At 51.9% G+C, this 23,228-nt stretch carries 27 protein-coding genes and 3 pseudogenes; 3 read left to right on the top strand and 27 right to left on the bottom strand.

Features of this window, described 5'->3' with window-relative positions; translation table 11 throughout:
• Position 1: 1 nt before the first annotated feature.
• From IAE27_RS03545 to IAE27_RS03475, 15 genes and pseudogenes are all read right to left on the bottom strand, one after another.
• Positions 2-769, bottom strand: coding sequence for a hypothetical protein (locus tag IAE27_RS03545; RefSeq protein ID WP_004181868.1), 768 nt, complete (start codon positions 767-769; stop codon positions 2-4).
• Positions 766-1,143, bottom strand: a pseudogene (locus IAE27_RS03540) (pilus assembly protein PilL); the annotation flags it as partial. The gene IAE27_RS03545 and the pseudogene IAE27_RS03540, both read right to left, overlap by 4 nt.
• The gene (locus IAE27_RS03535) at positions 1,127-1,363 is read right to left on the bottom strand and encodes a TraI domain-containing protein (protein ID WP_227685230.1); all 237 of its coding nucleotides are present in this window, start codon (positions 1,361-1,363) and stop codon (positions 1,127-1,129) included. The gene IAE27_RS03535 and the pseudogene IAE27_RS03540, both read right to left, overlap by 17 nt.
• Positions 1,364-1,373: 10 nt before the next feature.
• Entirely contained in the window at positions 1,374-2,891 is a 1,518-nt protein-coding gene (locus IAE27_RS03530) for a UvrD-helicase domain-containing protein (protein WP_103061273.1), read from the bottom strand.
• A 116-nt stretch (positions 2,892-3,007) separates the two neighbouring features.
• Complete coding sequence (locus tag IAE27_RS03525; RefSeq protein ID WP_103061274.1) at positions 3,008-3,688, bottom strand: N-6 DNA methylase; 681 nt, start codon at positions 3,686-3,688, stop codon at positions 3,008-3,010.
• A 90-nt stretch (positions 3,689-3,778) separates the two neighbouring features.
• Positions 3,779-4,090 carry a DUF5983 family protein gene (locus IAE27_RS03520; RefSeq protein WP_103061275.1) on the bottom strand — a complete coding sequence of 104 codons (312 nt, stop codon included), beginning with the start codon at positions 4,088-4,090 and terminating at the stop codon, positions 3,779-3,781.
• Entirely contained in the window at positions 4,087-5,025 is a 939-nt protein-coding gene (locus tag IAE27_RS03515) for a DUF1281 domain-containing protein (RefSeq protein ID WP_103061276.1), read from the bottom strand. The genes IAE27_RS03520 and IAE27_RS03515 overlap by 4 nt, the downstream gene beginning before the upstream one ends.
• Positions 5,026-5,127: 102 nt before the next feature.
• Positions 5,128-6,114, bottom strand: a complete 987-nt coding sequence (locus IAE27_RS03510; RefSeq protein WP_103061277.1) for an ArdC family protein — start codon at positions 6,112-6,114, stop codon at positions 5,128-5,130.
• Between the two features lie 74 nt (positions 6,115-6,188).
• Positions 6,189-6,785: a hypothetical protein gene (locus tag IAE27_RS03505; protein WP_103061278.1), complete on the bottom strand. Its 597-nt coding sequence runs from the start codon at positions 6,783-6,785 to the stop codon at positions 6,189-6,191.
• Positions 6,786-6,856: 71 nt separating this feature from the next.
• The gene (locus IAE27_RS03500; RefSeq protein WP_103061279.1) at positions 6,857-7,468 is read right to left on the bottom strand and encodes a hypothetical protein; all 612 of its coding nucleotides are present in this window, start codon (positions 7,466-7,468) and stop codon (positions 6,857-6,859) included.
• An 80-nt stretch (positions 7,469-7,548) separates the two neighbouring features.
• Positions 7,549-8,157: a hypothetical protein gene (locus IAE27_RS03495; RefSeq protein WP_103061280.1), complete on the bottom strand. Its 609-nt coding sequence runs from the start codon at positions 8,155-8,157 to the stop codon at positions 7,549-7,551.
• A gap of 68 nt (positions 8,158-8,225) precedes the next feature.
• A complete protein-coding gene (locus tag IAE27_RS03490; protein ID WP_103061281.1) occupies positions 8,226-8,570 on the bottom strand; it encodes a hypothetical protein in 345 nt (114 codons plus the stop codon).
• Positions 8,571-8,583: 13 nt separating this feature from the next.
• Positions 8,584-8,925 carry a hypothetical protein gene (locus IAE27_RS03485; protein ID WP_103061282.1) on the bottom strand — a complete coding sequence of 114 codons (342 nt, stop codon included), beginning with the start codon at positions 8,923-8,925 and terminating at the stop codon, positions 8,584-8,586.
• Positions 8,926-9,023: 98 nt separating this feature from the next.
• Positions 9,024-9,371, bottom strand: coding sequence for a hypothetical protein (locus IAE27_RS03480; protein ID WP_103061283.1), 348 nt, complete (start codon positions 9,369-9,371; stop codon positions 9,024-9,026).
• A gap of 306 nt (positions 9,372-9,677) precedes the next feature.
• A complete protein-coding gene (locus IAE27_RS03475) occupies positions 9,678-10,610 on the bottom strand; it encodes an integrase domain-containing protein (protein ID WP_200091892.1) in 933 nt (310 codons plus the stop codon).
• A gap of 957 nt (positions 10,611-11,567) precedes the next feature.
• Between IAE27_RS03475 and IAE27_RS03470 the strand changes: the two genes are divergently transcribed.
• Positions 11,568-12,224, top strand: coding sequence for a CPBP family intramembrane glutamic endopeptidase (locus tag IAE27_RS03470; protein WP_200091890.1), 657 nt, complete (start codon positions 11,568-11,570; stop codon positions 12,222-12,224).
• A gap of 61 nt (positions 12,225-12,285) precedes the next feature.
• Here the strand turns inward: IAE27_RS03470 and IAE27_RS03465 are convergent, their stop codons facing one another.
• From IAE27_RS03465 to IAE27_RS29965, 3 genes and pseudogenes are all read right to left on the bottom strand, one after another.
• Positions 12,286-12,834, bottom strand: coding sequence for a hypothetical protein (locus tag IAE27_RS03465; protein ID WP_413785471.1), 549 nt, complete (start codon positions 12,832-12,834; stop codon positions 12,286-12,288).
• A 145-nt stretch (positions 12,835-12,979) separates the two neighbouring features.
• A pseudogene (gene umuC, locus IAE27_RS03460) lies at positions 12,980-14,155 on the bottom strand (translesion error-prone DNA polymerase V subunit UmuC); the annotation flags it as partial.
• Between the two features lie 208 nt (positions 14,156-14,363).
• On the bottom strand, positions 14,364-15,134 hold the full coding sequence (locus tag IAE27_RS29965; RefSeq protein ID WP_227685222.1) for an AraC family transcriptional regulator: 771 nt from the start codon (positions 15,132-15,134) through the stop codon (positions 14,364-14,366).
• 99 nt (positions 15,135-15,233) lie between these two features.
• Between IAE27_RS29965 and IAE27_RS03450 the strand changes: the two genes are divergently transcribed.
• Complete coding sequence (locus tag IAE27_RS03450; RefSeq protein ID WP_200091968.1) at positions 15,234-15,620, top strand: nuclear transport factor 2 family protein; 387 nt, start codon at positions 15,234-15,236, stop codon at positions 15,618-15,620.
• Between the two features lie 101 nt (positions 15,621-15,721).
• Here IAE27_RS03450 and IAE27_RS03445 read toward each other — a convergent pair.
• Positions 15,722-15,823 (bottom strand): annotated as a pseudogene (locus tag IAE27_RS03445) (hypothetical protein); the annotation flags it as partial.
• A gap of 2 nt (positions 15,824-15,825) precedes the next feature.
• The gene (umuD, locus tag IAE27_RS03440) at positions 15,826-16,341 is read right to left on the bottom strand and encodes a translesion error-prone DNA polymerase V autoproteolytic subunit (protein ID WP_200091888.1); all 516 of its coding nucleotides are present in this window, start codon (positions 16,339-16,341) and stop codon (positions 15,826-15,828) included.
• A 208-nt stretch (positions 16,342-16,549) separates the two neighbouring features.
• On the opposite strand from umuD, the gene IAE27_RS03435 reads away from it, so the two are divergent.
• The gene (locus IAE27_RS03435; protein ID WP_200091886.1) at positions 16,550-16,951 is read left to right on the top strand and encodes a hypothetical protein; all 402 of its coding nucleotides are present in this window, start codon (positions 16,550-16,552) and stop codon (positions 16,949-16,951) included.
• Between the two features lie 23 nt (positions 16,952-16,974).
• On the opposite strand, the gene IAE27_RS03430 is transcribed toward IAE27_RS03435, so the two are convergent.
• The 7 genes from IAE27_RS03430 to IAE27_RS03400 all read right to left on the bottom strand — a co-directional run bounded on the left by IAE27_RS03430 (position 16,975) and on the right by IAE27_RS03400 (position 23,055).
• Positions 16,975-18,495: a conjugal transfer protein TraG N-terminal domain-containing protein gene (locus IAE27_RS03430; protein WP_200091883.1), complete on the bottom strand. Its 1,521-nt coding sequence runs from the start codon at positions 18,493-18,495 to the stop codon at positions 16,975-16,977.
• A 2-nt stretch (positions 18,496-18,497) separates the two neighbouring features.
• Positions 18,498-18,836: a hypothetical protein gene (locus IAE27_RS03425; protein WP_200091881.1), complete on the bottom strand. Its 339-nt coding sequence runs from the start codon at positions 18,834-18,836 to the stop codon at positions 18,498-18,500.
• A gap of 10 nt (positions 18,837-18,846) precedes the next feature.
• Positions 18,847-20,322 (bottom strand): integrating conjugative element protein, encoded by a 1,476-nt coding sequence (locus IAE27_RS03420; RefSeq protein WP_200091879.1) that lies wholly within the window; start codon positions 20,320-20,322, stop codon positions 18,847-18,849.
• On the bottom strand, positions 20,322-21,314 hold the full coding sequence (locus IAE27_RS03415; protein ID WP_200091877.1) for a TIGR03756 family integrating conjugative element protein: 993 nt from the start codon (positions 21,312-21,314) through the stop codon (positions 20,322-20,324). The genes IAE27_RS03420 and IAE27_RS03415 overlap by 1 nt, the downstream gene beginning before the upstream one ends.
• Positions 21,311-21,709, bottom strand: coding sequence for a TIGR03757 family integrating conjugative element protein (locus IAE27_RS03410; protein ID WP_200091875.1), 399 nt, complete (start codon positions 21,707-21,709; stop codon positions 21,311-21,313). The genes IAE27_RS03415 and IAE27_RS03410 overlap by 4 nt, the downstream gene beginning before the upstream one ends.
• A 222-nt stretch (positions 21,710-21,931) precedes the next feature.
• Positions 21,932-22,675, bottom strand: a complete 744-nt coding sequence (locus tag IAE27_RS03405; RefSeq protein ID WP_200091873.1) for a hypothetical protein — start codon at positions 22,673-22,675, stop codon at positions 21,932-21,934.
• Positions 22,660-23,055, bottom strand: a complete 396-nt coding sequence (locus IAE27_RS03400) for a hypothetical protein (protein ID WP_200091871.1) — start codon at positions 23,053-23,055, stop codon at positions 22,660-22,662. The genes IAE27_RS03405 and IAE27_RS03400 overlap by 16 nt, the downstream gene beginning before the upstream one ends.
• Positions 23,056-23,228: the final 173 nt, after the last annotated feature.

The raw sequence follows: 23,228 nt of genomic DNA, 5'->3' as shown, positions 1-23,228 counted from the left end.
GTTAGCGAACGTTGATAGTCGTTAAGCGACCGTTTACGCGAAATTGAGCCTGCCCGTATCCGGCGTGAACAAGTGTCCAGCCATTAACGGTCTGGCCTTCGCCGATCAGGCGGACTTCAGCCAGCGAGCTGAATCCCGACGGCGCGATGGCCGCAAACGACTCCGTGCCCCGCTTTTCAACGCCGGTCAGTACAAATGGCGCTTTGCGGGCCACGGTTTTGACTGCCCGGTGCGGCTTAGCGGGTGCCGGCTTTTTTACAGGCGTTGCCGCTTTGGGTTCAGCTGTGGCCTGCTGCGCTTTCTGAGGCGGGTGCTGCAGCGCAGTAACTGACTGTTCCAGTGCAGCCTGACGGCTCTGCAGTGCAGTCTGCGAATCGCTCAGCTCACCGATCGACTGGCGAAACTGACCGACTGCTTCAGATAATCCTCTGGCAGACCAGGCTTCGAGCGATTTACGGACCGCATCAAGCTGAACCTGCTGCCTTTTTATCGCCCCGGCCTGCGTATTGATGTTTGCCTGTAGAGGTTCAAGATCGGTTTTAGCCACTGCCTGGGTGTAAACCACGTTTTGCTGTTTCTCGACGTAGCTGAGACGGTTTTCCTGCGACTCAACGGCGCGAAGCGAAATGAATGCGAGACCCAGTGCGGCAATGGAAAGCGTGGTCAGTCCTATAGCCGGCAGCCGGCGTTTTACGGCGCTGAACCTGCCGCCTGATGACGGAACAACGTCATCAGCGTTTTCGTGAGGGAAGGACGTTTCTGTGGTCATTTTGTCAGCCATCCTCCGTGAGCAGGCTGGGCCTGAATGGGACGAGGGGCGATCACCTGAGAGGAACTGGCAGAAGATGGAGTGCCAGCAGCCGGTGCGTAGGCGCTGGCAGGACGCGGCGGCAGCTGTGTCACGGGCAACTGATAACCGGCACGCAGGCTGTGACAGACCACACGCTGTACGTCATCAACTTCAAGCTCCCATGCCGGGCCCGCCAGTACCTGCAGCGCGGTGCGAAGGCGCATCGGGCCGAGCTGGAACTGGACGGCCGGCAGCGGCTGACGGTACAACACGCCGTTAGCCGGACCGGTCTGACAAAGCGAGTAGCCGGACTGCTTCAGGGCATAGCGCATGGCGTCAGCCACGGTTGGCCGGCACGTTTTGTACGCACTCAGCGAGTCTTTTCAGCGGTGCCAGGTAAAGTCGGTTATAAATCTCCTCAGGCAATGACGTGTTATCCCAGATTTGCCTGAGAAGGAGCTTACGATGCGGGGAAGAAAGCAGCTCTGCGGCTGACTGTGGCGCGAAATATCCCGGCGGAACCTTACCGCCAGCCTGCGCTGACTTAGCCGCAGTTTGCCCCCCGGATATCATGGTTATGAGCTTACTGAACATTCTGGCTCCCTGGTATTTCAGCTTCATTGCTGATAGTAAGCGCAGCCTCTGCGCTCTCTGAGTCCTTTCCGACCGGCGTTTCAGAGTCTTCGCTCAGTGCATCGAGGCAGCCGGTCACGATGCAGACCAGCTCATTCGGCACCAGAATTTTGCGCGCACGCGTCACCGATACGTACAGAAGATTCAGCTCATCTTCTTTTTCGCGCGGGTTTAAAAGGGGATCGGTAATATCAACAAAATCGTCGCTGATTTTGACCGCGTTCCACTCAAGCCCTTTACTGCGGTGCGCCGTCACGACCGTCACATCAGCATCGCTTTCGCGCGTCACCGCCTGCTTTTTTAACACAGCCAGCAGCATTGGCAGTGGAAAGTACATGTCCAGCAATCGTACACCCTGCCCCATTTCCGGATCTTTTGTTGCTTTGGCAATGGTTCGGTATTCTTCAAAGTCACGATAATCGCGCGTCAGCTGCGGCGACTGAATGCGATCGGGCATATCGACCGAAAGCCAGTATAAATCTTCCAGTTCACCAATGCGGTATCCCTCCATGCCGCCCACCCAGTACACCTTTTTACCCGTCAGGCTCTCTACAAGAGCTGAGCCAATCACGCCCGCTACCGTCCGGCTGATAACGCAACAGTGCGCGGTTCCGGCGGGCAGTTCGGCTACAACCTGGTCCTCACCGCCGAGGCCGCAGATCCGGCGGGTTTCCCCCGCCCCGGCAAGCAGGGTATTCGCAACGTCTGCGACCGCCGGACCAAACCGGAAGCTGTTCGTCAGCCACAGCCTGTCTGCAGTCTCCAGCTGCTGAGAAACGAGAGCGTTTTCCGCTCCCCTGAAGCGATATATCTGCTGATAACGATCGCCGACAAGGATAATGCGACAGGGCTGGCTGAGAACAAACTGACTGGTCACCGGATTCGCATCCTGCGCTTCATCGAAAAGGATCACGTCCCATTTCTTGTTCAGCTCCGGAACGGACAGCTGATAAAGCTTAAGATAGGTGTCATGCGTTACCGGAAAATGTGAATCCATCCGGGTCATTTCGTGCCATATGACCTGTGCAGCGCCGAGTATTTTGCCCGTGTCCAGCCCGCCCCGATCGCTCTCATCGGGCAGATGCAGAAATGAAATTTCCCCGTCGGCGCTGTACAGAAAGGTGTTAAGCGTGTTCAGCGCAGTGCGTGCCAGCAGCCAGTGACGGGTGTTGAGCAGCCGCGCAATATCCGTTACGCGCAGAGACGTGGTTAGCCGCGCCTGAAAGTGCCGCCCGAACGTCGGCCATGCCAGTTGATGAAACGTTCTGCACTCGACGTTAAAAGGAAAACGACGCTCGGACTCCTCCCTGATCGCGCGATTGTAAGCGAGATAAAGCATCCGCTCCGTGGGGTTTGCCAGCGCGTAGGCTTCAAGCGTTGACGTTTTGCCCGTGCCGGCAAACGCCGTAACGACAAGTTTTGTGCCTTTCCAGGCGATGATCTGTGCCTGCTCCTGCGTGGGTTGCATGTATTCAGTACCTCCGTCAGCGTCATGCCATGAACCATGCCCTGCCGGGGAGGTGGTATCCACCGCAAACTCTATACTGACCCGCAAAAAAAAACGCCTCCGGAGAGGCGTTATGGTCAGGCTGCGCGTTGCTCTGCACTGCCGAGTTTTGCTGCCCACCTGGCGGTGTAGTGCAGCGGGGTGTAAAGCGTGCGACGCCGTTCAAGCGTCAGCGCGTTTCCGGTCACAACCTCTGCCGCAATGCCGCAGAGCGAGAGCTGTATATAGGACATACTGGCGGCCAGCGGATCAACGTCCGTCACCGACACCCACAGCTGTTCTGAGACCGTGTAACCGCGCTGAGCAAACTCTTCAGCGAAGGCGATGACCATACAACCTGCACCGCTCGCCGGTTCCTGCAGGGTAATGAAATCTTTTCCCTGCATCAGCGCATCGATGCCGGAAAGCTGCACTGATGCCATCATTCGCGATACGTCCCACGGCGTGAAAAACTGGCCGCGATACTTATCTCCCAGCTCAAGCTCCATAAAAACGCTGCCGAGAAAATCACAACGTTCCTGATCGAGCGCCATCACGACGTGACCCAGTAACTCAGCCATCCGGGTGACGTCTTCCTTCTCGTAGCCGGCAATTATGCTCAGATACTGCTTTTCCAGCTCTGCATCGTGCGCAACGCCGTTGTGCAGCGCAATGGCCGCGCAGCTGACGAAGTCCTCAAACACTTTGTGCCGGTGATGATAACGGGCCGTGGTGTTAAAAATCCTCAGGAATGCGCTGCGATGGTTGATAAAAGTCATGCGTGTTCTCCATAAAAAAAAGGGGAACACGCCCCTGAGGAGGTGTTCCCCTCAGGGTGTGAGGCAAGCCCTACGGCCTGCCTTTTCTGGTTACCAGCTGTACGTGGTGAATCCTTCCGCCTCCGGAGCCCCTGATTCAAAAATCAGGATTTCCACGGCATCCGAACGCATCAGTGAAGCGATCACGCGGCGGGCTTCTTTCGATAACCCGGCTTCTTTCAGCCGCAGAACCGGCGCGGTACACGCGGTTAGCCGCAGAAGATAGCCCCCGCCGATATAGTGGACCCACTCACCGTTACCAACTTCACGGGTCGTGATTTCATCCAGCAGCGCATTGTCTTCTGCGCTGAGGTGAGCCGTCGAAATAACGCGGCAGCGAAGGTACTCACTGTTGCCGCTCATCCCTGTGCCGCCTGGTGAACGGATGTTGCACCTTCTGGTTCATAAGGTTCAGTGACCGGCACCAGATGAAGCCCGGGCCTGCCGTCGTCCAGCTCGTCAATAATCGCCTCAGCACTGCAGACGTGCTCGCCCCGATCGTAACAGTCATAACCGTCAAGATCGTGAACAGGCTCGCTGTACCAGTGCCGAATTTCACAGTCAAAGGTCGATGACAGTGCCGCGATGACCTCTGCTGCAGGCGGGAACCAGGCGGAATCAAACGCAAGTTTTATGCTGCTGACGCCATCACGTTCCCAGCTGACATTGTGACCTGCCGGCCACTCCATACCGTACTGCCGGCAATAGAAGCTGCAGGACGTAGACGCCCCGGACAGGAGTCCGCCACTTCCGTTCAGTTCGGCAGCCAGCCGGCTCGGGATTATCTGCAGCATATCGCAGGGTTGCGCCCTGTCAGGCAGCTGACTCAGTCGCTCCCAGCACTGACCCGGATCGATTTCCCGTGAAAGCGTGGCAATACCAAACCAGTCTGCATAGCGTTCCTCAATGAGTCGCGCGATGTGTCTGCGTGAAACGTCCGGAATACTGTCCCAGCGGATCGCGTCGATACCCGACTGATGGTAAAGCCGCTCAATTTTACGCAGATGCTCCCCGTCAAGCGGTACGTCACTGCGCAGTAAACCGAGCCACTGCTCAAACGCCAGGTTGGCTGGCGTGCCCTGTCCCGTTCCGCTCTGCATTAACCCGGGAAACGGAGGAAATGACTCCGTTTTAACCGGGCGTAGCAGGCCGCCACACCCCGCCAGAAACAGCTTTATGCTGCGCATGACGGCGTGACGGTAAAGCGGTACGGCTTCACCGCTGATCCACTCCTCCATGATGCTGATGAGCGCGGATTTTCCGGTGATTTCTAAACGGTTATGGCACCAGTCTGACATGGTTAATTCCTCTTCTTTCAAAAAAAAGAGGGCACTGTCCCGTGAGGAACAATGCCCTCACGGGACGGCAACGTGTTTACTTAACGATGCCGGGTTGGTGTGTTATGCAGCTTCAGCCGCACGTTGATCTAACTGCAGTAAAAACTCTGACGCTTCTCTCGCGTGCCGGCAGGCACGAAAGAGTGCTTTTTTGTCCGACTTCAGTACCTCAAGCCACGATTTTATGTAGCTGTCGTGCTGAACATCGCCAAACACACCGAGCCGGGCGCAGAGAAACGCGCTGCCCATCTCCGCTATCAGCTCCTCAAACGCATACACCGGATCACCGAACGTTTTCGACGGTTTGGTTATGCCTTCGCGGTTCAGTCGTGACTCATGGCCGGTGGCGTGTACAACTTCATGCAGCAGCGTGCTGAAGTAGTCGGCGTGGGTAAAAAACTGTTCAGCCTTCGGCATCAGTATGGAATCAGTGTGTCTGGCGTAACAGGCCCGGTTCTGTAATCTGAACTCAACCTTAACGCCCGCCATATGCACAATCTCACATATCCGTTTTTCCGTCGGCCAGTCGATCGTGCCGGGGTATTCAGCTACGGGAGATTCATGCGGTACAGCCGCAACACTGTCCGGTAAACCGTCACACTGCCCGACGTTAAACAGGAAGTTAGGCTTTATCATGGCCCGCGATTCCATCAGCGGCTTACCGTCGGAATCAAACAGCTTGTTTCCGCTGGCATCCTCAGCCTGCTTTTCAAAAGGTCTGAAGATAATGGCCTCTGATGACGTTTCACCTTTGCGAACCTGACCGCCCAGCTCCTGCGCCTGACGATACGTTACCCAGCGATCGGTGCTGTATCCTTTTTCCTCTGCGGCCAGCCATAACAGCAGCACGTTCACGCCGCTGTAAGGCTTACCGGTTAAGGCATTAACCGGTAACGGACCCGCTGCAGCGTAGCGGCAAGCAGTGCGCCACGGTTTTTTCCATGGCGCGACGCCGTTCTCCAGTGCCTCAACGATACGGTCAGTGACCTTCTGGTACAGATCGACGCTCTCAGTTTTCTTCGTGCGACGGGTTTTGGTTGGTTTGGTCATGGGATGTTCCTTAAATGAAAAAAGGGCGCATCCCTCCCCTTACGGGCGAGAAATACGCCCGTCAGGGAAAGTGGTTAACGCACCGGTGAAATAATCTTTCCGTCGGCGGTTATGCTGTTCAGCCGCAACCGGAGTTGCCGCCTTGAATGATAGAACGCGTGGCGGTCATGCCGCTTACTGTCAGTAAACATTGCTTCTTCAAGCATTGAAGCTGCCGAACCGAACCACCGGGCCCGCTCTTCATCGCAGCTGCAGTCACAAAAATCCGAAGTCCTCATCAGGTCGATCCGTTCACAGAACAGCGCGAGTTTACGCTGACTGAGCCAGCTGATGGTTTTGCGCTTCAGCTGATAGGGTGAACGGACAGACAGAACAACCACCCTGTCTGCCGGCGTTATGGGACTGAAAAAGGCCGGGTCATCTACAGTCAGATCGAACGTCTCAGAGATCTGACCAAAATTCAGTTCTACCTGCACGCCCGGATCGGTACTCCCACCGCTGTATTCAAGGGCATAAATGCGCTCTTTGCGGTAGAAAAGCTGACCGGGTAATCCGTTCCTGAACTCCAGGAACAAACCTTCCTGCGAACAAATAACAAGCCTGACTGACATAGCCTGATGGTAAGTTTCATGAAACAGCTGCGCGAGCGCGTCACTGTTGAAAGTAAACATAGGATCACCTGCTGTAATAGCGGGATCTGTCTCCTTCCGGAGAGCAAATCCCGGAAGGATGGGTAAACAGGTCAGCTGTTGTGCTGCTGAGCAAGCCAGAACTCAATGCCTGATATGGCTTCCCACTCTTCAGTGGTGACCTGCTTGCCGGGACCGGAGGTTTTTACCAGCAGCAGGTGTTCAATTGCACCGGGTATAACAAACGATGCCGGTATGTTTTCAGGTGCTTTGGTAAACATATCCATATTCCATGCCAACCATCGCTGCGCGAAACGCCAGCTTTGCGGACAGGAACTGGTTATGTAATAGCTTTCGGGGCATAGGTTATGCAGAAGAACCAGCACGATGCGCACGAATAAATCCTGTTTGCATCGCTGGCTTTCCACTTTACGGTATGGCCGAAAATTATCCGAAAGCGTCTGCCTGAGATAGAACGGATTGAGGCAGTAGCCTTCGCCGTCCTTATGGTTGAACGTGACCGAACCCTCTTCGTCAAAAAGCTCTGAAGCGCGGTTCATGTCAAAACCCAGCTGCTTATAAGGCCGGAGCTGAGCGGGAAGAAGCCAGAAGGCTTCTTTAACTGCGTCGGTAAATCTGAACCACTGTTCATCATTTATGGACGCTCCCTGCTCAAACTGGTAAACACCCGGAAGGACCAGAGGCTCGGTTGGTGTATGTGCCATGGTAAATCTCCATTAAAAAGGGGATCTACCGCCCACAGGGAGGTAAATCCCCGTTGGGTTAAGTTAGATCGATTGCCGGATCAGCGTTTGCCGGCTTTCAGTTCTTCGAGCGCGAACTCAAGTTCTGAAATCAGCCCCCAGTCAGCCGTCGTAAACGGACGTTCCCCCCCGGAAACGCTTCTGATTAGCAGTTCATCAGCTGCGCCGGTAATGAAACCTTCCGTGCTGAAAGGCTGAGGAGTATCACTGTCCGCAATCAGTTGGTGCCGTATTGCCCAGCGAACCGGAAGCGCCCAGCTGACGCCGCCGGCTGATGACGTTATCTCAAAGCAGCCTGAGCAATGGTGATATAGCATCATCAGCGCAATCCGCGTGAAGAAGTCGATGGGCTGACCTTCCGTTTCAATACGCAAATCAGGGCTCATATCCAGGGTAAACATCACGCTTCTGGCAATGTAATTCCCTTCGTCTTTTCCAACGAATTCAAAAGCCTCGGGGTGAGTAAACATCATGGACGCGCGTTCCAGACGAGTACCGTCACCTGGCGAGCAAGGACGGAGATGTACCGGTAACAGCCAGAATGCTTCAGTGACTGCCAGGGTAAAACTGTGCCACTGGCTCGGTGATATCCATCCGCTCTGCTTCACGGTATAGGTAACGTGTTGGGGCGGTACGGAGATTGGTGTCATGATAAATCCTCAAAAAAAGGGGATTTATCCCCCTGATGGGGAATAAATCCCCACAGGGTTAAGTCAGATTAGAAAGATTCTAATCGGCCAATTGCCAGATCGCCCAGGCCTTCAGAACGTCCATTTAAGGAAATCCGTTCATGTAAAGCGCGGTCGAGCCTGATGCTCATGGCACGGATGGATTCAACCAAATCAGCACAGCCAGGACTGAGAAAACGGTCCTGAACCATACCGAATTCAAGGTTGTAAATAACGTTAATCTGAACGGACATAGTGACTGGCAGCTCACCACAGAGGTGCACCTGCTCGTCAAGGTCGTCCAGACCAAATCGCTGATAGGCTAGTGCCGTCAGCATGTCGCCCTCGTAGTTAGCTAACTGCAGCATATCTGTCAGGTTTGTTGAAATAGTCATATTCCATTTTCCCTTACTGATATGCATAACGCAGGTTTGCCATCTGATTCGCCAGCTTCAGTGCGAAACGGCGAGCCTGACGGTAAGAGCGGAATACCTCATCCGGCTTTTTCAAAGATCCAAACCGGTGATTACCGTAAAACGTGCCGGAACGTGTAAGTATGCCGGCCGTCCATTTTCCTGACGATAACTGATGAACCTGAACCTTAAAGCTGAGTGAGCCAGCCCGGTTCATTATCCACTCTTCTTTTTTTTTGCCGGCCGCGACGCGATCCCGCAGGGATGACGCTGCAGCAGAGACTGCTGAAAAGATGCCTTTTATGGAAAGGGAGGTTGGTAATAAAAGGGTATGCATGGTGTTTCTCCTGTCGAGCGGGAAACACCTGCCCTGTCGGGAAGATGTTTCCCGATGGGCATTCGCATAGCGAATGTATGGTTAAGACGACCGTGCTGTTACTTCTGAGCGGTGAACACCCTGAAAGTCGCAGCATCAGACGCGGCATGCTGAGCGGCTTTCGCTGCAGCTTTATGTGTAAAATGCTCACCGTGCCGGCTGAAAATGAACTCATCGCCTGGCTGGCCTGCAATCAACGTTCTTGCCATAACAATGGCGTGATAACGTTGATCGTCAAACCAGACGCGGGAACGAAACTCATAATGACCGGAAGGTGAAGCAAGCCACGATGTTCCCCTGAGTGCAGCCTTAAGGTCTGGACATTCGGATGCAACGCGGGTTGCAACGGAAAGGACCAGATCGAATGGCGTACGCAACTCATTCAGAAACGAGCGGGTTATGGACATAGTTTCTCCAGAAAAAAAGAGAAACATTTGCCCTGTCGGGAATGTTTCCCCGAAGGACGAAGGCCGGAGCCGGATGGTTGAATGTACCTTCATCGCCAGGCAGTAGGAGCCGTGATTGACGATATCTGCTTCCAAAGGCGAGCAGATTTACCACACTGATGTGTTCTCCCTTTCAGGCTACAGGAGTGTTGTTTGCAGCTACCCGAAGGCGGTCATCTCAAGCTACAGACCATTGGTGGTTGTCCGAGGACAACGTAAGAAGCGTTTTAATAATAGCGTTTGCTTAAGGCAAATTACAAGAGCCCTTTATTCATCTGACTCATCTATCCGGTTGTAAACCCGGGCAACGTAAGCACCACGTCCATCACCGTGTCCAAGATCCATTGAAACTAAAGCCTCAGCCTCTTTGCGACTCATGCCATTTTCTAAATGATGATTTACGGCATCCTGTGAATAAGCATACCTGAGACTGTGCGGGGCATGAATTCCAGTCATTCCACTTTCAAATAATATTCTATGGTAGCGGCCAAGTGCCTGATGAAGTGTTGGTTTATCGATTAGCTTTCCGTTATTTCTTTCAATGTGCCGGATAGCTTCATTTAACAGGTTAACAACCTTCTGCTTCTCAAAAATGGTTGCATCACGTGGACGCCCACCTTTAGTACCAAACACAACGCGCACATTATTATTTCCGTCTTCTAAACTTTTTCGCCAGGTATTTAGTGACTTTGCCGACTGAACGGTTTCCTCTGCACGTAACCCGATATATCTGGCGAGCTGAACCCCTAGCGCAACCCCCCTGTCTTTTTCTGATACCGTTAAAACAATTTCTCTCAGACGCTCGTCCGAAATGGCAACTTTAGTGCCTTCCCGACTGGCTCCGGAAATATTCAGCGCCTGATTACTCAATTTATCATGCGCGGGATTAGCCAGAACGTGACGGCCGCCTTGTGACAGGATTGAACGTATAGCGGCCATTTCATTTTGCAGGGTGCGTGAAGAAATATTTTCATCCTGACGACTACGAATATAATTTTCGACATGTTTGGTTTTAATATGGCTTACGTCCCGAATCTGAATATTAAGGGTTGCCAGTCGCTCCGAAAAGCGACTGGCAATCTTTGAACGATCAGAAACCGTTTTAAAACTTCCTCCGCCCTGACGTGCGAGCGTGACGAGCTGTTTACCTAATTTTCCAGACACTGCATATCTCCTTTCAGAATCCACTGCTGTAGGCATACAACCCCACAGCAGTGTGACTCTGAATCTGTACATCTCTTCCCCGACGACACGGTTGCTTTTGCGCTTCCTGCGTCTCGACTGGTATCTGTGCATCGGGGCGGCGAAATGTTGAGTTCTTGCGAGGCTCCCCAGGTCTCTGACCTGTTTGCGGCTTGCGCCGTGCTGACGTCAGTCAGTCTGCCTCCGTACACCAGTTTCCTGATGTCGCCATCGATACCGAGTCGATCATTCTCCTTCTGATAAAACGCCCTTAACGGGTTGTTCGTTAACGTCGCGTCATGGTTGATAAATAGCCAGTCGAGCATCTAAAAACACGTAATACGTGCACGTCAGATTTCGCCAGCATGCTGAAAACCGCACTGTACGTGGGTTTGGTCGTTATGCGCTGCGCGCGTCACTTGGTAGTGTCTTCGCCACTTCACAAGTGACGCCGCGCAGTTTCGTGCTCCTAATGCAACTCCGTAAGCGGCCAAATGTAGCAAATGGCCTTATACGTCGGTGCAAAAGTCATACGAAACTCAGGGCGTATCAATGCAAATTGAGAAGACGTTGAACTGATGCCGTTCACAGAACGGAAGTGAATTGAAACTGGCAGCATTGCTACACAGTAAACCTTCATCGCCGCGTCATAGTGCGCTTTCATAGACGATATCTGCTTTCAAAGGTGAGCAGATTTGCCACATTTTTGATGTACTCCCTTTCAGGCTTAGAGAGTTTTGTTGTGCAGTCACCCGAAGGCGCTCCTCACAGACTGCCGGAACATTGGTGGTCGCAGCTTAAGTGCGACTGTAGCCACCCGAAGGCGCTCATCACAGGCTACAAGAGCATTGGTGGTCGACAGTGCGACAGTACAACAATTTGATAGTACCAACAGGGAAATACGACGTCAAATGGATGTAGACACCGTTTTTTTTGGTGATTAACATGTAGTTTTCTCCGTTAAAAGTGGTTGATATGGATATTTTAAAGCAGCGCCTTCTGATCCTGACTTTCGGATTATCTAACTTTCTCTTTTTTTATTTACTATTAACCTCTATTGATCTAAATATATTCTTAATGAGCAGACTTAACTTCTCAATACTACACTTGCAGATAATTAAGCCTCTAATCATGCTTTTAATATTTTTATCCATAGCTCACTTATTAAATAACACCTCGCTTTATCAAGGATTAAGCTGGGGGAAACCTAGTAAGCAGTCATTTGTTTTTCTTGCACTCATAATTATTACTTACGCTGCTTCATACTACCTTACGCCGAAAGAACCCTTCGTTACAGATTTTACTAAAGGTTTGTCACACGAAATGGCAGCTGTAAAAATTGCAGCCACTATTATTATTTTCCCACTTCTGGAGGAACTAGTTTTCAGAGGCATTATCCTGAGTTCTTTTCTTAACGCTCTTGGTGAAAAGACGGGCTATATTATTGGTGGGCTGACTGTTTCTTTTTTATTTGCAATTATACACACACAATATTCTTTGCCCACGCAAGTTCAAATGTTTGCACTCTCTGTAGTATTCTGCGGAGCCAGATATCAAAGCGGAGGACTTCTTTTACCAATTCTGTTGCATGCTTTTTGTATCGCGCTTGGCCTCTATATTGAGTTAAAATAAACTCACTTGAAAAGGTAGTTATCGTTAACATATGATGATAACTACCTTTTACCGACAAACATTATTCGCCAATAGCCACGGAATGAATTTCCTTCATCAATTTCTTAACACCTGTACCCGATAGTCTTTCAGGAGATGCCGAAGAATATGTTATATAGAGTTTACTCCCACTCCCATTTTTTTCTATTTCCACATCTAAGTGATCGTTATTATTCCAGTCAGATCCCATTTTGTAATAGCTACCAGGCATAGCCTCCCAAACGGGATGTGCATCATCTTCAGCAGCTGCTTTCCAGTCCCCGTCGTTTGAGCTGTTACGTAGACTATCCAACTCCTGACTTGACATGAACTTATAATGCCTCTTGATTCTGGCGGCAGCGGTATCAACATCAACAGCCACAGTATAACTTTTAGATTTGGATTCTTTTTTTAATGACTGAGACACTGGCATTGATTTCATGCCATTGCCTGATGTGTCAGAGTGCCCTCTCAGAGAGCTCATTATACCTGAAGCACCATCACTGATTTTCTGATTTGTATCTGCTATTTCCTGCATGCTACAAGCTGTAATAAAAGCAGGAAGTATCAATATGGCGGTCAAACTCCTCACTATCCATTTCCTCCAAGATTTTTTTTAATACCCAGCACTGCAACAGTATGTTTGGTTTTATTCACCATGTAACAGATTGTAAACCCTGCCGGATAGAGTCTGTAATGTCAATGATTCTGCCACGCTTAAATTTGCAAGGAGGAGATTATTTGACCCTAATAATATCTGCCAGCCTTGTTGTAAAAGCGGGCGAAAGCCTTTCTCTTCGCATCTTCCAGCCTGTGGTGTCACTCTTTATGCCCTGCCCTGCAAACCAGACTGAACCTTTACCAGAACTGTTAATGCTGTCTATGAGTGTCATTAATTCTTCGCTGTTTCGATAAGGCTGAAAGTCATCGAACAGGGTAAGTTGAGACACTGCTGCGCTGCGAAAATCGGTGAGTATCACACCTGCACGTTGATAACGATGTCCCTGTATGAATATTGTATCAAGAGCTCTTACTGCCGCTTTTATAATATCCCGGGAATCACGGGCCGGAACAGCAAGCTCCGTCACAGCCTGTTTTTTATAGAATGTTTCATTTTCAGCAAAAGGACTGGTACTGATGAACACCGCTACCCGTTTGCAGAACTGGTGCTCAGCGCGTAGCTTTTCCTCTGCACGCTCGGCATGAGCGCAGACGGCCTGATGAATGCTTACTTCATCTGTAGGTTTTTCTCCAAAAGAGCGGGAGCATATGATTTGTTCCTTGGGTGCGGTGAACTCTTCAAGGCCCAGACAGGGCGTGCCGTTAAGTTCTCTTACCGTTCGTTCAACCACCACGGAAAACTGCTTACGAATAAATGCGGGAGACAACTCGGACAGCTGTAGTGCATTGTTGATACCCATCAACTGCAATTTTTTACCGAGCCTTCGGCCAATTCCCCAGACCTCTTCCACTGGCACTAAAGCCATCAACTTTCGCTGTCGCCCTATATTGCTGAGGTCCACTACTCCTCGCGTAGCTGGCCAGCGTTTACTTGCATATTGCGCCAGTTTCGCCAGCGTTTTGGTTGGGCCTATACCTACCCCTACAGTCAGGTGAGTCCTGCGCCTGATCTGCTCACGTATCTGATGGCCAAAAGCATCAAGTGATAAAAGATTGCTTACTCCCGCAAGATCGCAAAAAGCTTCATCAATACTGTATATCTCTACGCGGGGGGTTAACATCTGCAAAATAGTCATCACTCTGTCAGACATGTCAGCATACAGGCTATAATTACTTGAGAAGGCAACAACTCCTCTTTTTTCCGCCTCGCGGCCAACCTTGAACCAAGGGTCACCCATTTTTAATCCAAGTGACTTCGCAGCTGCTGAACGGGCTATTATGCAGCCATCGTTGTATCTGAATGGCGCTAACAGTTAGTAACATGTAACGTCATGATTTTTATGAGTATTGAATTACTAACTTTTTCTGTGTGTTAAGGCTCGGAGGGCTACATCAGTTAGCAACTTTTAGAGCGAATCCGATGAGAAGCATCTTCAAAAGGAAATGATCAGTCACCGTCCGTTGTTTGCCAGAAGTGGACGTTAAATATTGCCATGCATATTAAACTTTAAACCGCGCGGGTGTGGTACCAAATACCCTTCGAAATAAGGCAATAAATGCACTCACATTGTCATATCCAAGTTCTAACGCAATCGTCGTCACTTGCTTACCCGTAGCCAAAAGTTCAAGAGCCTTGAGTAACCGTATGCGCTGGCGCCATTCATTAAAGCTAAAACCGGTTTCAGCGCTGAATCGACGTGTGAGTGTGCGTGATGACACTCCCGCCCAGTCTGCCCACTCCTCCATTCTCCGACCGTCGTTTGGGTTAACTGACAGCGCCTGTGCAACTCTGAGGAGCCGAAAATCCTGCGGCATTGGCAGCCCAAGATTAACCTTAGGAAGAGTTCCTATTTCATCGAGGATAACGCCAGATAAACGTTTTTGAGGTGCATTAAGCTCTGCATTTTCCCATGAGGCTGCTCGTATTATCGCCTCACGTAGCAGATTTGTAATTGAGAGGACAGCAGGCTTATCTGGCAATTCGTCACAGGCCGTGGCAGATATATAAACATTCCATCCTGAATATGGGCCGTGCGAGCAAAGACCATGCGGAACATTTGGAGGTATCCATACGGCATGCGTTGCCGGTACAACCCAGCGACAATTTTCGGCATCGATCGTAAGCAGCCCATGCTCAGCGCCGAGTAACTGTCCGCGTATGTGATGATGCCGTGGTGTTTCCCTTATTGCCGCAGACTGACGAGCCGCGACAATCAAAGTGGGTCCATCTGAAGAAAGAGCCCGAGCGAATGGAATCAATGGATCGTTCATATTGGCGTATTTGAGGTATTTCTTGTCTTATATACCGTACTGAGGTCATTGGGTCAATTGTAGAATACTCATAACTTTTAATGAGGAATGACCATGAATATGATTTCGATTGCTAACGTACTGGATGAGATTATCAACCAACAGGAGATAGCACTTGAGGGGATTCTCAATCGCCATTTTAGTCCCGATTATCGGCAGCGCACTGATAACAAATGGGAGGGCTTAGATAGCTTTGCCCGCCATGCACGTAAACTTCGGGAAATCATAGCTTCCGGCAGAATTGTGGTTCACGACGAACTTCGCGAAGGCAATCTCTATGCTACCAGGCATCGTGTATTTTGCATTAAGCGCAATGGTGAAAAGGTAGAAATGGAGGTTTATATGTTCGCTGAAACTGATGATTCAGGACGATTTATTCGTATCGAAGAAGCCACAATGATGCTTAAAGGTCTGGAAAGTGACCGTGACTTAGGTAGCGCTAAGTAACAAAGTTTTGAATATCCGCTTTTCGCTCATAACGGACCATTTATTTCTTCAAACCTGAAGAATTGAACGCTCGAAACTAACTAACACTTCTCACCATTCAGATCGTTATTAGATAGCACCACCACAGGTTTGCCACGGAGATCGGGTCTGAAAACGGTCTCGCAGGAAGCATAAAATGAGTTAACGTCGACAAGGGCGAACACTGTCAAGCATCTCTAAACTTGAATGAATGCACAAGATGGCGTACCACACCGAAGACTACTGTTTCAATATCGTCATTCAGTGGTATAGCTGAATACGCGGGATTAGCCGGCACCAGGGCCGGCGATGGCAGTAGTTGTAGCCTCTTACAGGTAAATTCTCCATCTACAGCTGCGATGACAATGTCACCGTGTTTAGCCTCACGAATACATTCAACTACAAGTAAATCACCGTCTCTGATACCGGCGTTACGCATTGAGTCACCTTCTGCTCTCACCAGGTAGGTACTTTCTGGATAGCGGATACAAAGGTCATCCAGGGAAAGACGCTTTTCGACATAATCCTGAGCGGGAGAAGGGAAGCCACATGAAACCCCATCGCCAAACAACGGAACGCATGCCAGTGACGGATTGCGACCTGTAAGTCTGGCGATCGCCGCCATCATCAAAACCGGTGTGATGGCTGAATTTTTCTGCGAAGTTTTATCCCAACACATCGTCTGCTCTAAAGGAATCGGCATGGTTCGCCCCTCAAATTTTACTGTATATAAAAACAGTATAATGATGCATTTTTAGTGATGACAAGTCGTAACGCATCGGAAAAAATTAACCTGATGATTTTTAGAGAATTTATTAGGTAGCTCTGGGTACTGAAGCAGTAATTAGTAATTGCTCAAAAAATCCGCTATAGTCGCACAATAATTCTCTAACTCAGGACAGGAGCCTAAAATGCATCTGAACCAAGAGGAACGAGCCAGCTGCCGAGGCGAACGTATTGCGTTTTATTGGAAGTCCCTAAAAAGAAACTTCTTCCATTTGAATCATAAGCTTGTCTCATGGGCCGCTAACCATAATATGCCCGGCTGGGTTGGAAATATCCCGGCGGTTTTATTATTTTCCCTGGTTATTTTAGCGTTTATATTATGCGGAATACTTATCGCAGGATCGGCACTACTTTTGGGAGGGCTAGTTTTTGTTGGCTCAGCTCACTTATCTAGTTCATCAACAACTAAGGATATGGATGAAAACAATCCCATATCCGGTCAAAAGCCAACTATGGAATACAGGACTCATGGAGATGCAGGTTCTGGATGGTATGCTTCTGGTATAAAACTTGAAGACGACGACTAAAGCATCAGTCGCCGTCTTATCTTTTATTTTCCTACTTTATTAACAACCAAATTTGCGCCCGCTTCGCCTAACTTCCCTCCTGAGTTTTTGCTTTCAGCCGTACCGCTTACAAAAGCATTGCTTAGCGATTGAGCGATATTGACTCCTGCCCATGATAAAGCGCCTAGCCAAACAGCAGGCAGTACGATAAACATCGCTCCCATCACCAGATTCATAATGAGGTCATCGGTACTGTTCTGCAGTCCCGCCATATTGAACCGACTGTGTGTATCCGAACTGTACAATGCGGTTAACAGCCAGCTGTCGAGCCAGCGCGCCAGTTCCCACCAGAACGTCAGGAAGTTCAGGGCAAATATCACAAAGGTCAGCGTAATAACGGTTTTGAATTCGTAAGCCGCAAATGCCAGAATCAGCGGCAGCATGACATATATTGCCATCAGCAGGATGGCCTGCACCATTGGCAGCGCCTGCCGCATCGCATCGAACGCCGGGAACGCGGCCAGACTGCCGAGGGCCGTACCGCCAATGGAGGCCACGCGCGCCGCGGCATTATCCAGGGTAAAATCGGCGTTGCCGCCATAGCCGGCATATACGTGACCATTCTGTGAAACCGTCAGGCTTTCCGGGCTGACCAGACGACGGATGACGGCTTCCTGATAGTCACTGTCGTTAAAGCCTGACATTTTCATTGCGGCCGAGATACGCAGCCACATATCGGGGTCGGCCTGGTCCTTCACCCGTGCTTTCAGTCCGGTATCAGCACTGTTCCACCACTCGCTGCAGGTGGGGTAGCCTCCTCTTCCGGTATTGGGCCGGCCGCTGTCCCGGCTGTCGCTCCACGGGAATGCTGCCCGGGGCAGTTTGGACTGCAGTGAAGGATAATACCGGCCCAGGAATGTACTGCTGCCAATCCATTCGATATCACGCAGCGTGGTTTTGTCCTTTGTCTGGCCCTGATCCTGCTGCTTCCACAGATACAGCGCAACCGAATAGCAGTCGTTGGTGAAGTCCTGCAGCTCCTGCGCAAGCGCTTTGTTGTCAATACGCGTATGCTGCACTTCAAAGCGGATTTGCCGCATGTCAGGGCGGCAGGGAATGGTGGCCACGGCCGCCTGGGTGACCCCTTTTGAGAGTTTATGAATCAGCACCCACCACACCGGTGCTGCGGCCGTCTGGTCGTTGAGACTGGTGACCACACCGGCATAGCCGCTTTCATCCGGCGCTTTTGGCGTCCAGACGCCACAGCTCTTTGCCCGGGTTGTGTCGTACTGCATCGTACTGAGGCTGACATTAATCAGCGGTACGCAGCAGGCAATCATCACCAGGAAACCGGCATACAGCGCGTTCTCGATACGGGGCAGCGACAGCATCCCCTTGTTGCCTTCATCCTCCCCCTCTTCACGGACCCTGAGCCAGATACCCACCACCTTAAACGCCAGTGGCAGGACAAAAAGGCCGGTGCCAAGCAGGACATTCCACAGGCCGTTATTGATCACCCAGCCGAGCAGCGTGAGAAAATACTCAAGATAGCTGTTTGTCGTCATCGTCAGGCTCCCGGACCGGTAAGCATCGCGTACTCACACAACGCGATAAAAAGCACACTGGCCACGCTGATGCGCTGCAGCGGCCGCCGGTATTCCTCCCGAAAACCCGGCGCATGCCGGATTTTCCAGAGCCCCCAGGCAACCAGCGCATACAGCGCCAGCCGCCATATCAGCCAGCCGTAGCGCGTCGACTGCATCCAGCTCCGGAATGCAGCAGCCTCCCCCGGGTGTTTCATGGCGGTGTCAGCCACCATTAGCGAGACCACCATGAACAGTGCCATGCAGGCGAGGAAGATGCCGGCACGGGTAAGGACTTTCCTGACAGTTGTTTTATTACGCATCCTTATTCCCTCATTCAGCCGACTGCGGCGCAGCCATCTGGTTGAAGCGGCTGTCGGTATTGTCATCAGACTGGGTCTGCGGGTTGGTTTCGACGCGCTGGTTCTCCCTGTCGATAATGGTCAGCACCGAATTACGTGACAGTTCACGCTTCATCTCCATCTCGTTTTTCAGCGCCGCGATTTCCCGATCCAGCGCCTCGATACGCTGACCGGCTGTATCAATGGCCTTTGGCTGGGCAGCAGCATTCGGCTCCGACATACCGGTAACCATCATGCGGCGCATGAGCAGCGCAGTTTCCACCGTGTCAGACATGGCCAGTTCGCCTGCAAGGCGGGCGGTCAGGGCAGCGTTATCCGGATCACGCTGCAGGGCTTTAATCACGCCGGCCGTCACCGGCAGTCCGCCGGTTTTCAGCTTCGCCAGATTCGCGGCCGTGGGCTTTTCCGTACCGTTGACGAGCCTGACCAGCTGCTCAGCGTTGGCTTTGGTTGCCTCTTCCAGCAGTGGGGCAAAGCCGGTCCCGGCAACGGTCGTGCCGGGCTGGTCATCCGCATCACCGCTGGTACATTCACTCGCGTTGGCACAGGTGCGCATCGAGCGATCGCCCAGCACCTTCACTGTCATGGCCGCCGCCTCTTCCGCGCTGCCGAATTTAGAGCATGCGCCACCGTTGCAGCTGCTTTCGCCCACGGTCGAATCAGACGTGACGGGCAGACCGTTCATCATGTTGTAGCCGGCAGCGACAAGGTCATGGGTGACACGTATTGCGGGCTGCCCCGCTCCCCCACGTTTTTGGCCGCCAACCCAGTTACTGCCTGAAGCGCCGCTGGCCTTACGACCTGCGTCATCAACACGAACTGCGTCAGCATCACCGCTGTTTACGATGGATTTGTATTCATCCATCATGGCCTGCTGCGTCCAGTTACTGCTGTCGCTGAAGTCCATCATTTTTTTCGCCATGTTCTGGCAGTTGAGCTGTGCCTTGTCGAATGACACATTGGCCTGAAGAACGCCGTTGGTGAGCATGTCATACAAACCCGGGTTGGCCCGCTGAATGACCATCGCCGGCAGACTGGCCACCGCGCCGGTGGCCCCCTGAATCACGTCGCCCATGAGGTTTTTAAAGCCGGATGTGACGCCGTTGAGCTGGTTGCCGACGGTGGTTTTCAGGTCAAAGTTGCCGCACATCAGGTCACTGCTCCAGCCGGTATTCAGCCCCAGCTTCTGCATATTGCCGCGCGTGGCCGGCTGGGAAATGACCGAGCCGCCCCCGAGGGTGTAGAACAGTTTGTCAGACACCGCACCATCGACGGACTTGCCGTAACCGATAGCGCTGTTGTTCACCTGCGGCAGGGACATGCCCAGGATGGTATTGTCATCATCGGCCGCGTGCGCGGCCGGGAGGACAGTCAGCAGGGAGCCGGTCAGCAGCAGGCTTACGCGAACGGCTGAAAATGAAGGTGATTTTTTCACGATTTTCCTCATCAGATATCAGTGCTGCCCAGAAATTTCTGCCCGCGCTTTTTGCAGCAGCTGTAGGGCTGCCAGAGCGCAAAGGCTTCATTGTTATCGCTCGCGGCGGTATAGCTCCCGTCCGGGAAGACGGCACATGACTGTGTCATATGGGGGGCAAGCCGCTGCCATTTGTGATTGCGTGTGCCGGTGTTTTCCGTGACCTCGCCCGGTGGCCAGTACCCGTCATGGCGGTTGCCTTTGAGCACCTGATAAACATGGGGCTGCCCGACGCGGGTGATAATGTCTGCCACACGCTGCGCCACCACGGCAGAGGCTTTGTCATCATCGGTCTGGCTGATAAACCCGGAGCGGGGATAGATGTTGCCCCACATATTGGCTGCTGCCTGACTGCCGATTTCCCGCTGGCCGGGCACAAGCGCTTCCGGATACAGGGACTCCGGCACGCCCGTGCGCCAGGCCGCCGAATCCAGCGTACTCAGGAAGTAAGGCATTAACGGGGTGGCTGCGGTATCACAGGAATAGCCCGGAATACTGCCGCCAATGAGGGAGGTGGCCGGGTGGCCAATCGCATCGGCATACTTGAAACGCACGGCGGACTTGCGCTGGCCGGGATTTTTCATGTCGGCCGGATTGGCTCCGCCGGCAGAAACACCGGAAAGCCCGCTGGTCACGGCACTCTCCAGCCCGCCGGCGGTCTGGCTGACAAATGACATTTCCTGCCACGGGTTGCCGCCCGGAGCGACATAGGTCGAAACGACTGTCTGGGGGATGAAGTGGGTGACTTTGACAGACGTGCGCACCTTGCAGCCAAAGGGTGTGCAGAACAGCCAGTAACAGATGCCGCTCACACGCCAGCTGATACAGTTTTGCGACACGGCGCTGGCAATAATCTGCGCGGTGTTAAGTGCGGCAACAGCAGCCGGCGCGGTTGCCGTACCCAGTACCGTGGCAACCGCCAGCGAGCACAGCGTGCTCCGAACGCGGGAAGGTTTTGTGTTCACTGACCACCTCCCCGGTTACGCAGGGAAGTGGCCACGGCCACATCCGTGGTGCCGTACACCACATCGCGGTCATCAAACACCACGGCCGGCACTTTTTTAATGCCCAGTTCCCAGGCCCGGACCACCTGCCGATAAGAATCGTTTAATTGCAGCTGTTTTTGTTGCCAGGCAGGATATGTCATAACCTGCCTGACCTGTGCTTCGGCCTGCTGCGGGTCTGCAGGCAGTTCCCCGAACATCTCGGACTGCAGCCGGTCAGGACCATCAAGAAGGACCACCGGCACGTCCGGCGGCAGGTTTGCCGGCAGATGCTGACTGTCGGTGAAGACGACCGTGCCGGCCAGTACGGATGCCGGCAGCAGAGCCGGCAGGAAAACAAGGGAGGTCAGTTTCATGAATCGGGACTCCGTCAGACTGAATCGCCTGACAGCGTGCCCGTGGTCGTTCACAAAAGCCGTAATAAACTCACTATGCTGACTCAAAAATTAATCAGAGAGTTTATTAACCGAGCTTTATACTCGGTTTAAAGCAGGAAGCTTTACGGAATTATCAGTCTAAATGGGAGGTTTCTATGAACAATAAAAAACCGCCGAAGCGGGCCATACAGTAATTTTTATTCAGGGCATGAAACCAATTCTCTGGCAGGAGTCGCGGGATATGATTAGCACAATGAATTTTTGTACTGTAGTCTGAAGTTTATTCGGGTCCCAAGGAGATGTGTCAAACATACGTCCTTTATTCCATGGTAAGAAACCGGTATGTCTGCCAATCCCCTTCTCACCAAGAACATCTTCAAACGATTCACCCTTCTCGTTGTAGATCCGCACCTCGCCAGCACGAACCATCGGGCCAGCCCAAATTTGTGCGCCAGCTATGGTCTGCATATCATCACAAACCAAATGCTCATACCAGTTAAGCAAGAAAAGGTAAGTCCTGCTCATGATGCCCTTGCGATGGCTTTTGGGCTGAATGTATGCCCCTGCGACTTGAAAGCAGTCTATGCGCTGACCGCCCTCTACAAAGCTGTAGTTTCGAAGCCCTACCCGACCAGCGGTGACATTCTGGGTCTGATCAATAATCCCGGCGCGAAAAAGCTCCTGAATGGTGCTTTGTTCATCCAAACCGTCATCTTCATGATCTAAAATGAGGTTGCTCAGCTCTACATCCCCGATGCGTGCGCCCACTCGCTCAATAAGAATATATCGAACAATGTCATCTTCAGGAGCAAGGATTTCATGCTCTGAAACTTTGAAAAGAGAGGTGGAGGCAAGGAGGAAGCCAGAACGAACAAAGAGAGTGGCTCCAGTATGAGGCCACTCTCTTAAATCTTTAGCGTAGGATGCTATCAGTGTAGGTGCCATCTCTCAGCAGAACCATTAACTTTTCTGGTGCTTATGATTCTACCATTAGTATCAAAGAAACGACGAATAGAATGTTCAATAACCTCAACAAAGCCGGCCATTGCTTTAGTCAGCTCTGGGTACTGTTTTGCAGGTTTAACGATGAAACGGACGCGATCACCGAGCAGAACGGCTTCTGCTAGCGGTTTAACTGTGGCATCAGCGTTGTCCACATCATCCTTGAAAGTGACGATGAAGTGAAAGTCTTCAGGCGCAACCATGCCTACATTGTCAAGAGTGCGCACCTGGAGCAAATGCTGCTTGAAGGCGTGCGTGGCAATGATGCTGGTATGATCACGAATTGTCTGAATTGAACGCTTTTCGTTCAGTACGTCGTGCATGTGTCCACCTTAGCTGTGGGCGCTTTGGCCTCTACAGCGAAAACCGCGAGCTCTTCAGTTGCTGCGGTCAACTAAACCGTGGGTGTAATTCACCTCTCCGGCGTTCTCCAGCTAGGGAGAAAAGGCTACGAGTATGCGTAGGTCTACATTTACTATTGACGGATTCGTCATTA

The sequence above is a fragment of the Klebsiella sp. S69 genome (assembly GCF_016516145.1).
Lineage (GTDB): Bacteria > Pseudomonadota > Gammaproteobacteria > Enterobacterales > Enterobacteriaceae > Klebsiella > Klebsiella oxytoca.
This window is presented reverse-complemented; position numbering and strand designations above follow the sequence as displayed.

What these genes read in the sequence shown, in the direction of transcription:
- IAE27_RS03545 (WP_004181868.1), bottom strand. Translation starts at nt 769, where the DNA reads ATGACCACAGAAACGTCCTTCCCTCACGAAAACGCTGATGACGTTGTT.
- IAE27_RS03535 (WP_227685230.1), bottom strand. Translation starts at nt 1,363, where the DNA reads ATGATATCCGGGGGGCAAACTGCGGCTAAGTCAGCGCAGGCTGGCGGT.
- IAE27_RS03530 (WP_103061273.1), bottom strand. Translation starts at nt 2,891, where the DNA reads ATGCAACCCACGCAGGAGCAGGCACAGATCATCGCCTGGAAAGGCACA.
- IAE27_RS03525 (WP_103061274.1), bottom strand. Translation starts at nt 3,688, where the DNA reads ATGACTTTTATCAACCATCGCAGCGCATTCCTGAGGATTTTTAACACC.
- IAE27_RS03520 (WP_103061275.1), bottom strand. Translation starts at nt 4,090, where the DNA reads ATGAGCGGCAACAGTGAGTACCTTCGCTGCCGCGTTATTTCGACGGCT.
- IAE27_RS03515 (WP_103061276.1), bottom strand. Translation starts at nt 5,025, where the DNA reads ATGTCAGACTGGTGCCATAACCGTTTAGAAATCACCGGAAAATCCGCG.
- IAE27_RS03510 (WP_103061277.1), bottom strand. Translation starts at nt 6,114, where the DNA reads ATGACCAAACCAACCAAAACCCGTCGCACGAAGAAAACTGAGAGCGTC.
- IAE27_RS03505 (WP_103061278.1), bottom strand. Translation starts at nt 6,785, where the DNA reads ATGTTTACTTTCAACAGTGACGCGCTCGCGCAGCTGTTTCATGAAACT.
- IAE27_RS03500 (WP_103061279.1), bottom strand. Translation starts at nt 7,468, where the DNA reads ATGGCACATACACCAACCGAGCCTCTGGTCCTTCCGGGTGTTTACCAG.
- IAE27_RS03495 (WP_103061280.1), bottom strand. Translation starts at nt 8,157, where the DNA reads ATGACACCAATCTCCGTACCGCCCCAACACGTTACCTATACCGTGAAG.
- IAE27_RS03490 (WP_103061281.1), bottom strand. Translation starts at nt 8,570, where the DNA reads ATGACTATTTCAACAAACCTGACAGATATGCTGCAGTTAGCTAACTAC.
- IAE27_RS03485 (WP_103061282.1), bottom strand. Translation starts at nt 8,925, where the DNA reads ATGCATACCCTTTTATTACCAACCTCCCTTTCCATAAAAGGCATCTTT.
- IAE27_RS03480 (WP_103061283.1), bottom strand. Translation starts at nt 9,371, where the DNA reads ATGTCCATAACCCGCTCGTTTCTGAATGAGTTGCGTACGCCATTCGAT.
- IAE27_RS03475 (WP_200091892.1), bottom strand. Translation starts at nt 10,610, where the DNA reads ATGCCTACAGCAGTGGATTCTGAAAGGAGATATGCAGTGTCTGGAAAA.
- IAE27_RS03470 (WP_200091890.1), top strand. Translation starts at nt 11,568, where the DNA reads ATGGATATTTTAAAGCAGCGCCTTCTGATCCTGACTTTCGGATTATCT.
- IAE27_RS29965 (WP_227685222.1), bottom strand. Translation starts at nt 15,134, where the DNA reads ATGAACGATCCATTGATTCCATTCGCTCGGGCTCTTTCTTCAGATGGA.
- IAE27_RS03450 (WP_200091968.1), top strand. Translation starts at nt 15,234, where the DNA reads ATGATTTCGATTGCTAACGTACTGGATGAGATTATCAACCAACAGGAG.
- umuD (WP_200091888.1), bottom strand. Translation starts at nt 16,341, where the DNA reads ATGCCGATTCCTTTAGAGCAGACGATGTGTTGGGATAAAACTTCGCAG.
- IAE27_RS03435 (WP_200091886.1), top strand. Translation starts at nt 16,550, where the DNA reads ATGCATCTGAACCAAGAGGAACGAGCCAGCTGCCGAGGCGAACGTATT.
- IAE27_RS03430 (WP_200091883.1), bottom strand. Translation starts at nt 18,495, where the DNA reads ATGACGACAAACAGCTATCTTGAGTATTTTCTCACGCTGCTCGGCTGG.
- IAE27_RS03425 (WP_200091881.1), bottom strand. Translation starts at nt 18,836, where the DNA reads ATGCGTAATAAAACAACTGTCAGGAAAGTCCTTACCCGTGCCGGCATC.
- IAE27_RS03420 (WP_200091879.1), bottom strand. Translation starts at nt 20,322, where the DNA reads ATGAGGAAAATCGTGAAAAAATCACCTTCATTTTCAGCCGTTCGCGTA.
- IAE27_RS03410 (WP_200091875.1), bottom strand. Translation starts at nt 21,709, where the DNA reads ATGAAACTGACCTCCCTTGTTTTCCTGCCGGCTCTGCTGCCGGCATCC.
- IAE27_RS03405 (WP_200091873.1), bottom strand. Translation starts at nt 22,675, where the DNA reads ATGGCACCTACACTGATAGCATCCTACGCTAAAGATTTAAGAGAGTGG.
- IAE27_RS03400 (WP_200091871.1), bottom strand. Translation starts at nt 23,055, where the DNA reads ATGCACGACGTACTGAACGAAAAGCGTTCAATTCAGACAATTCGTGAT.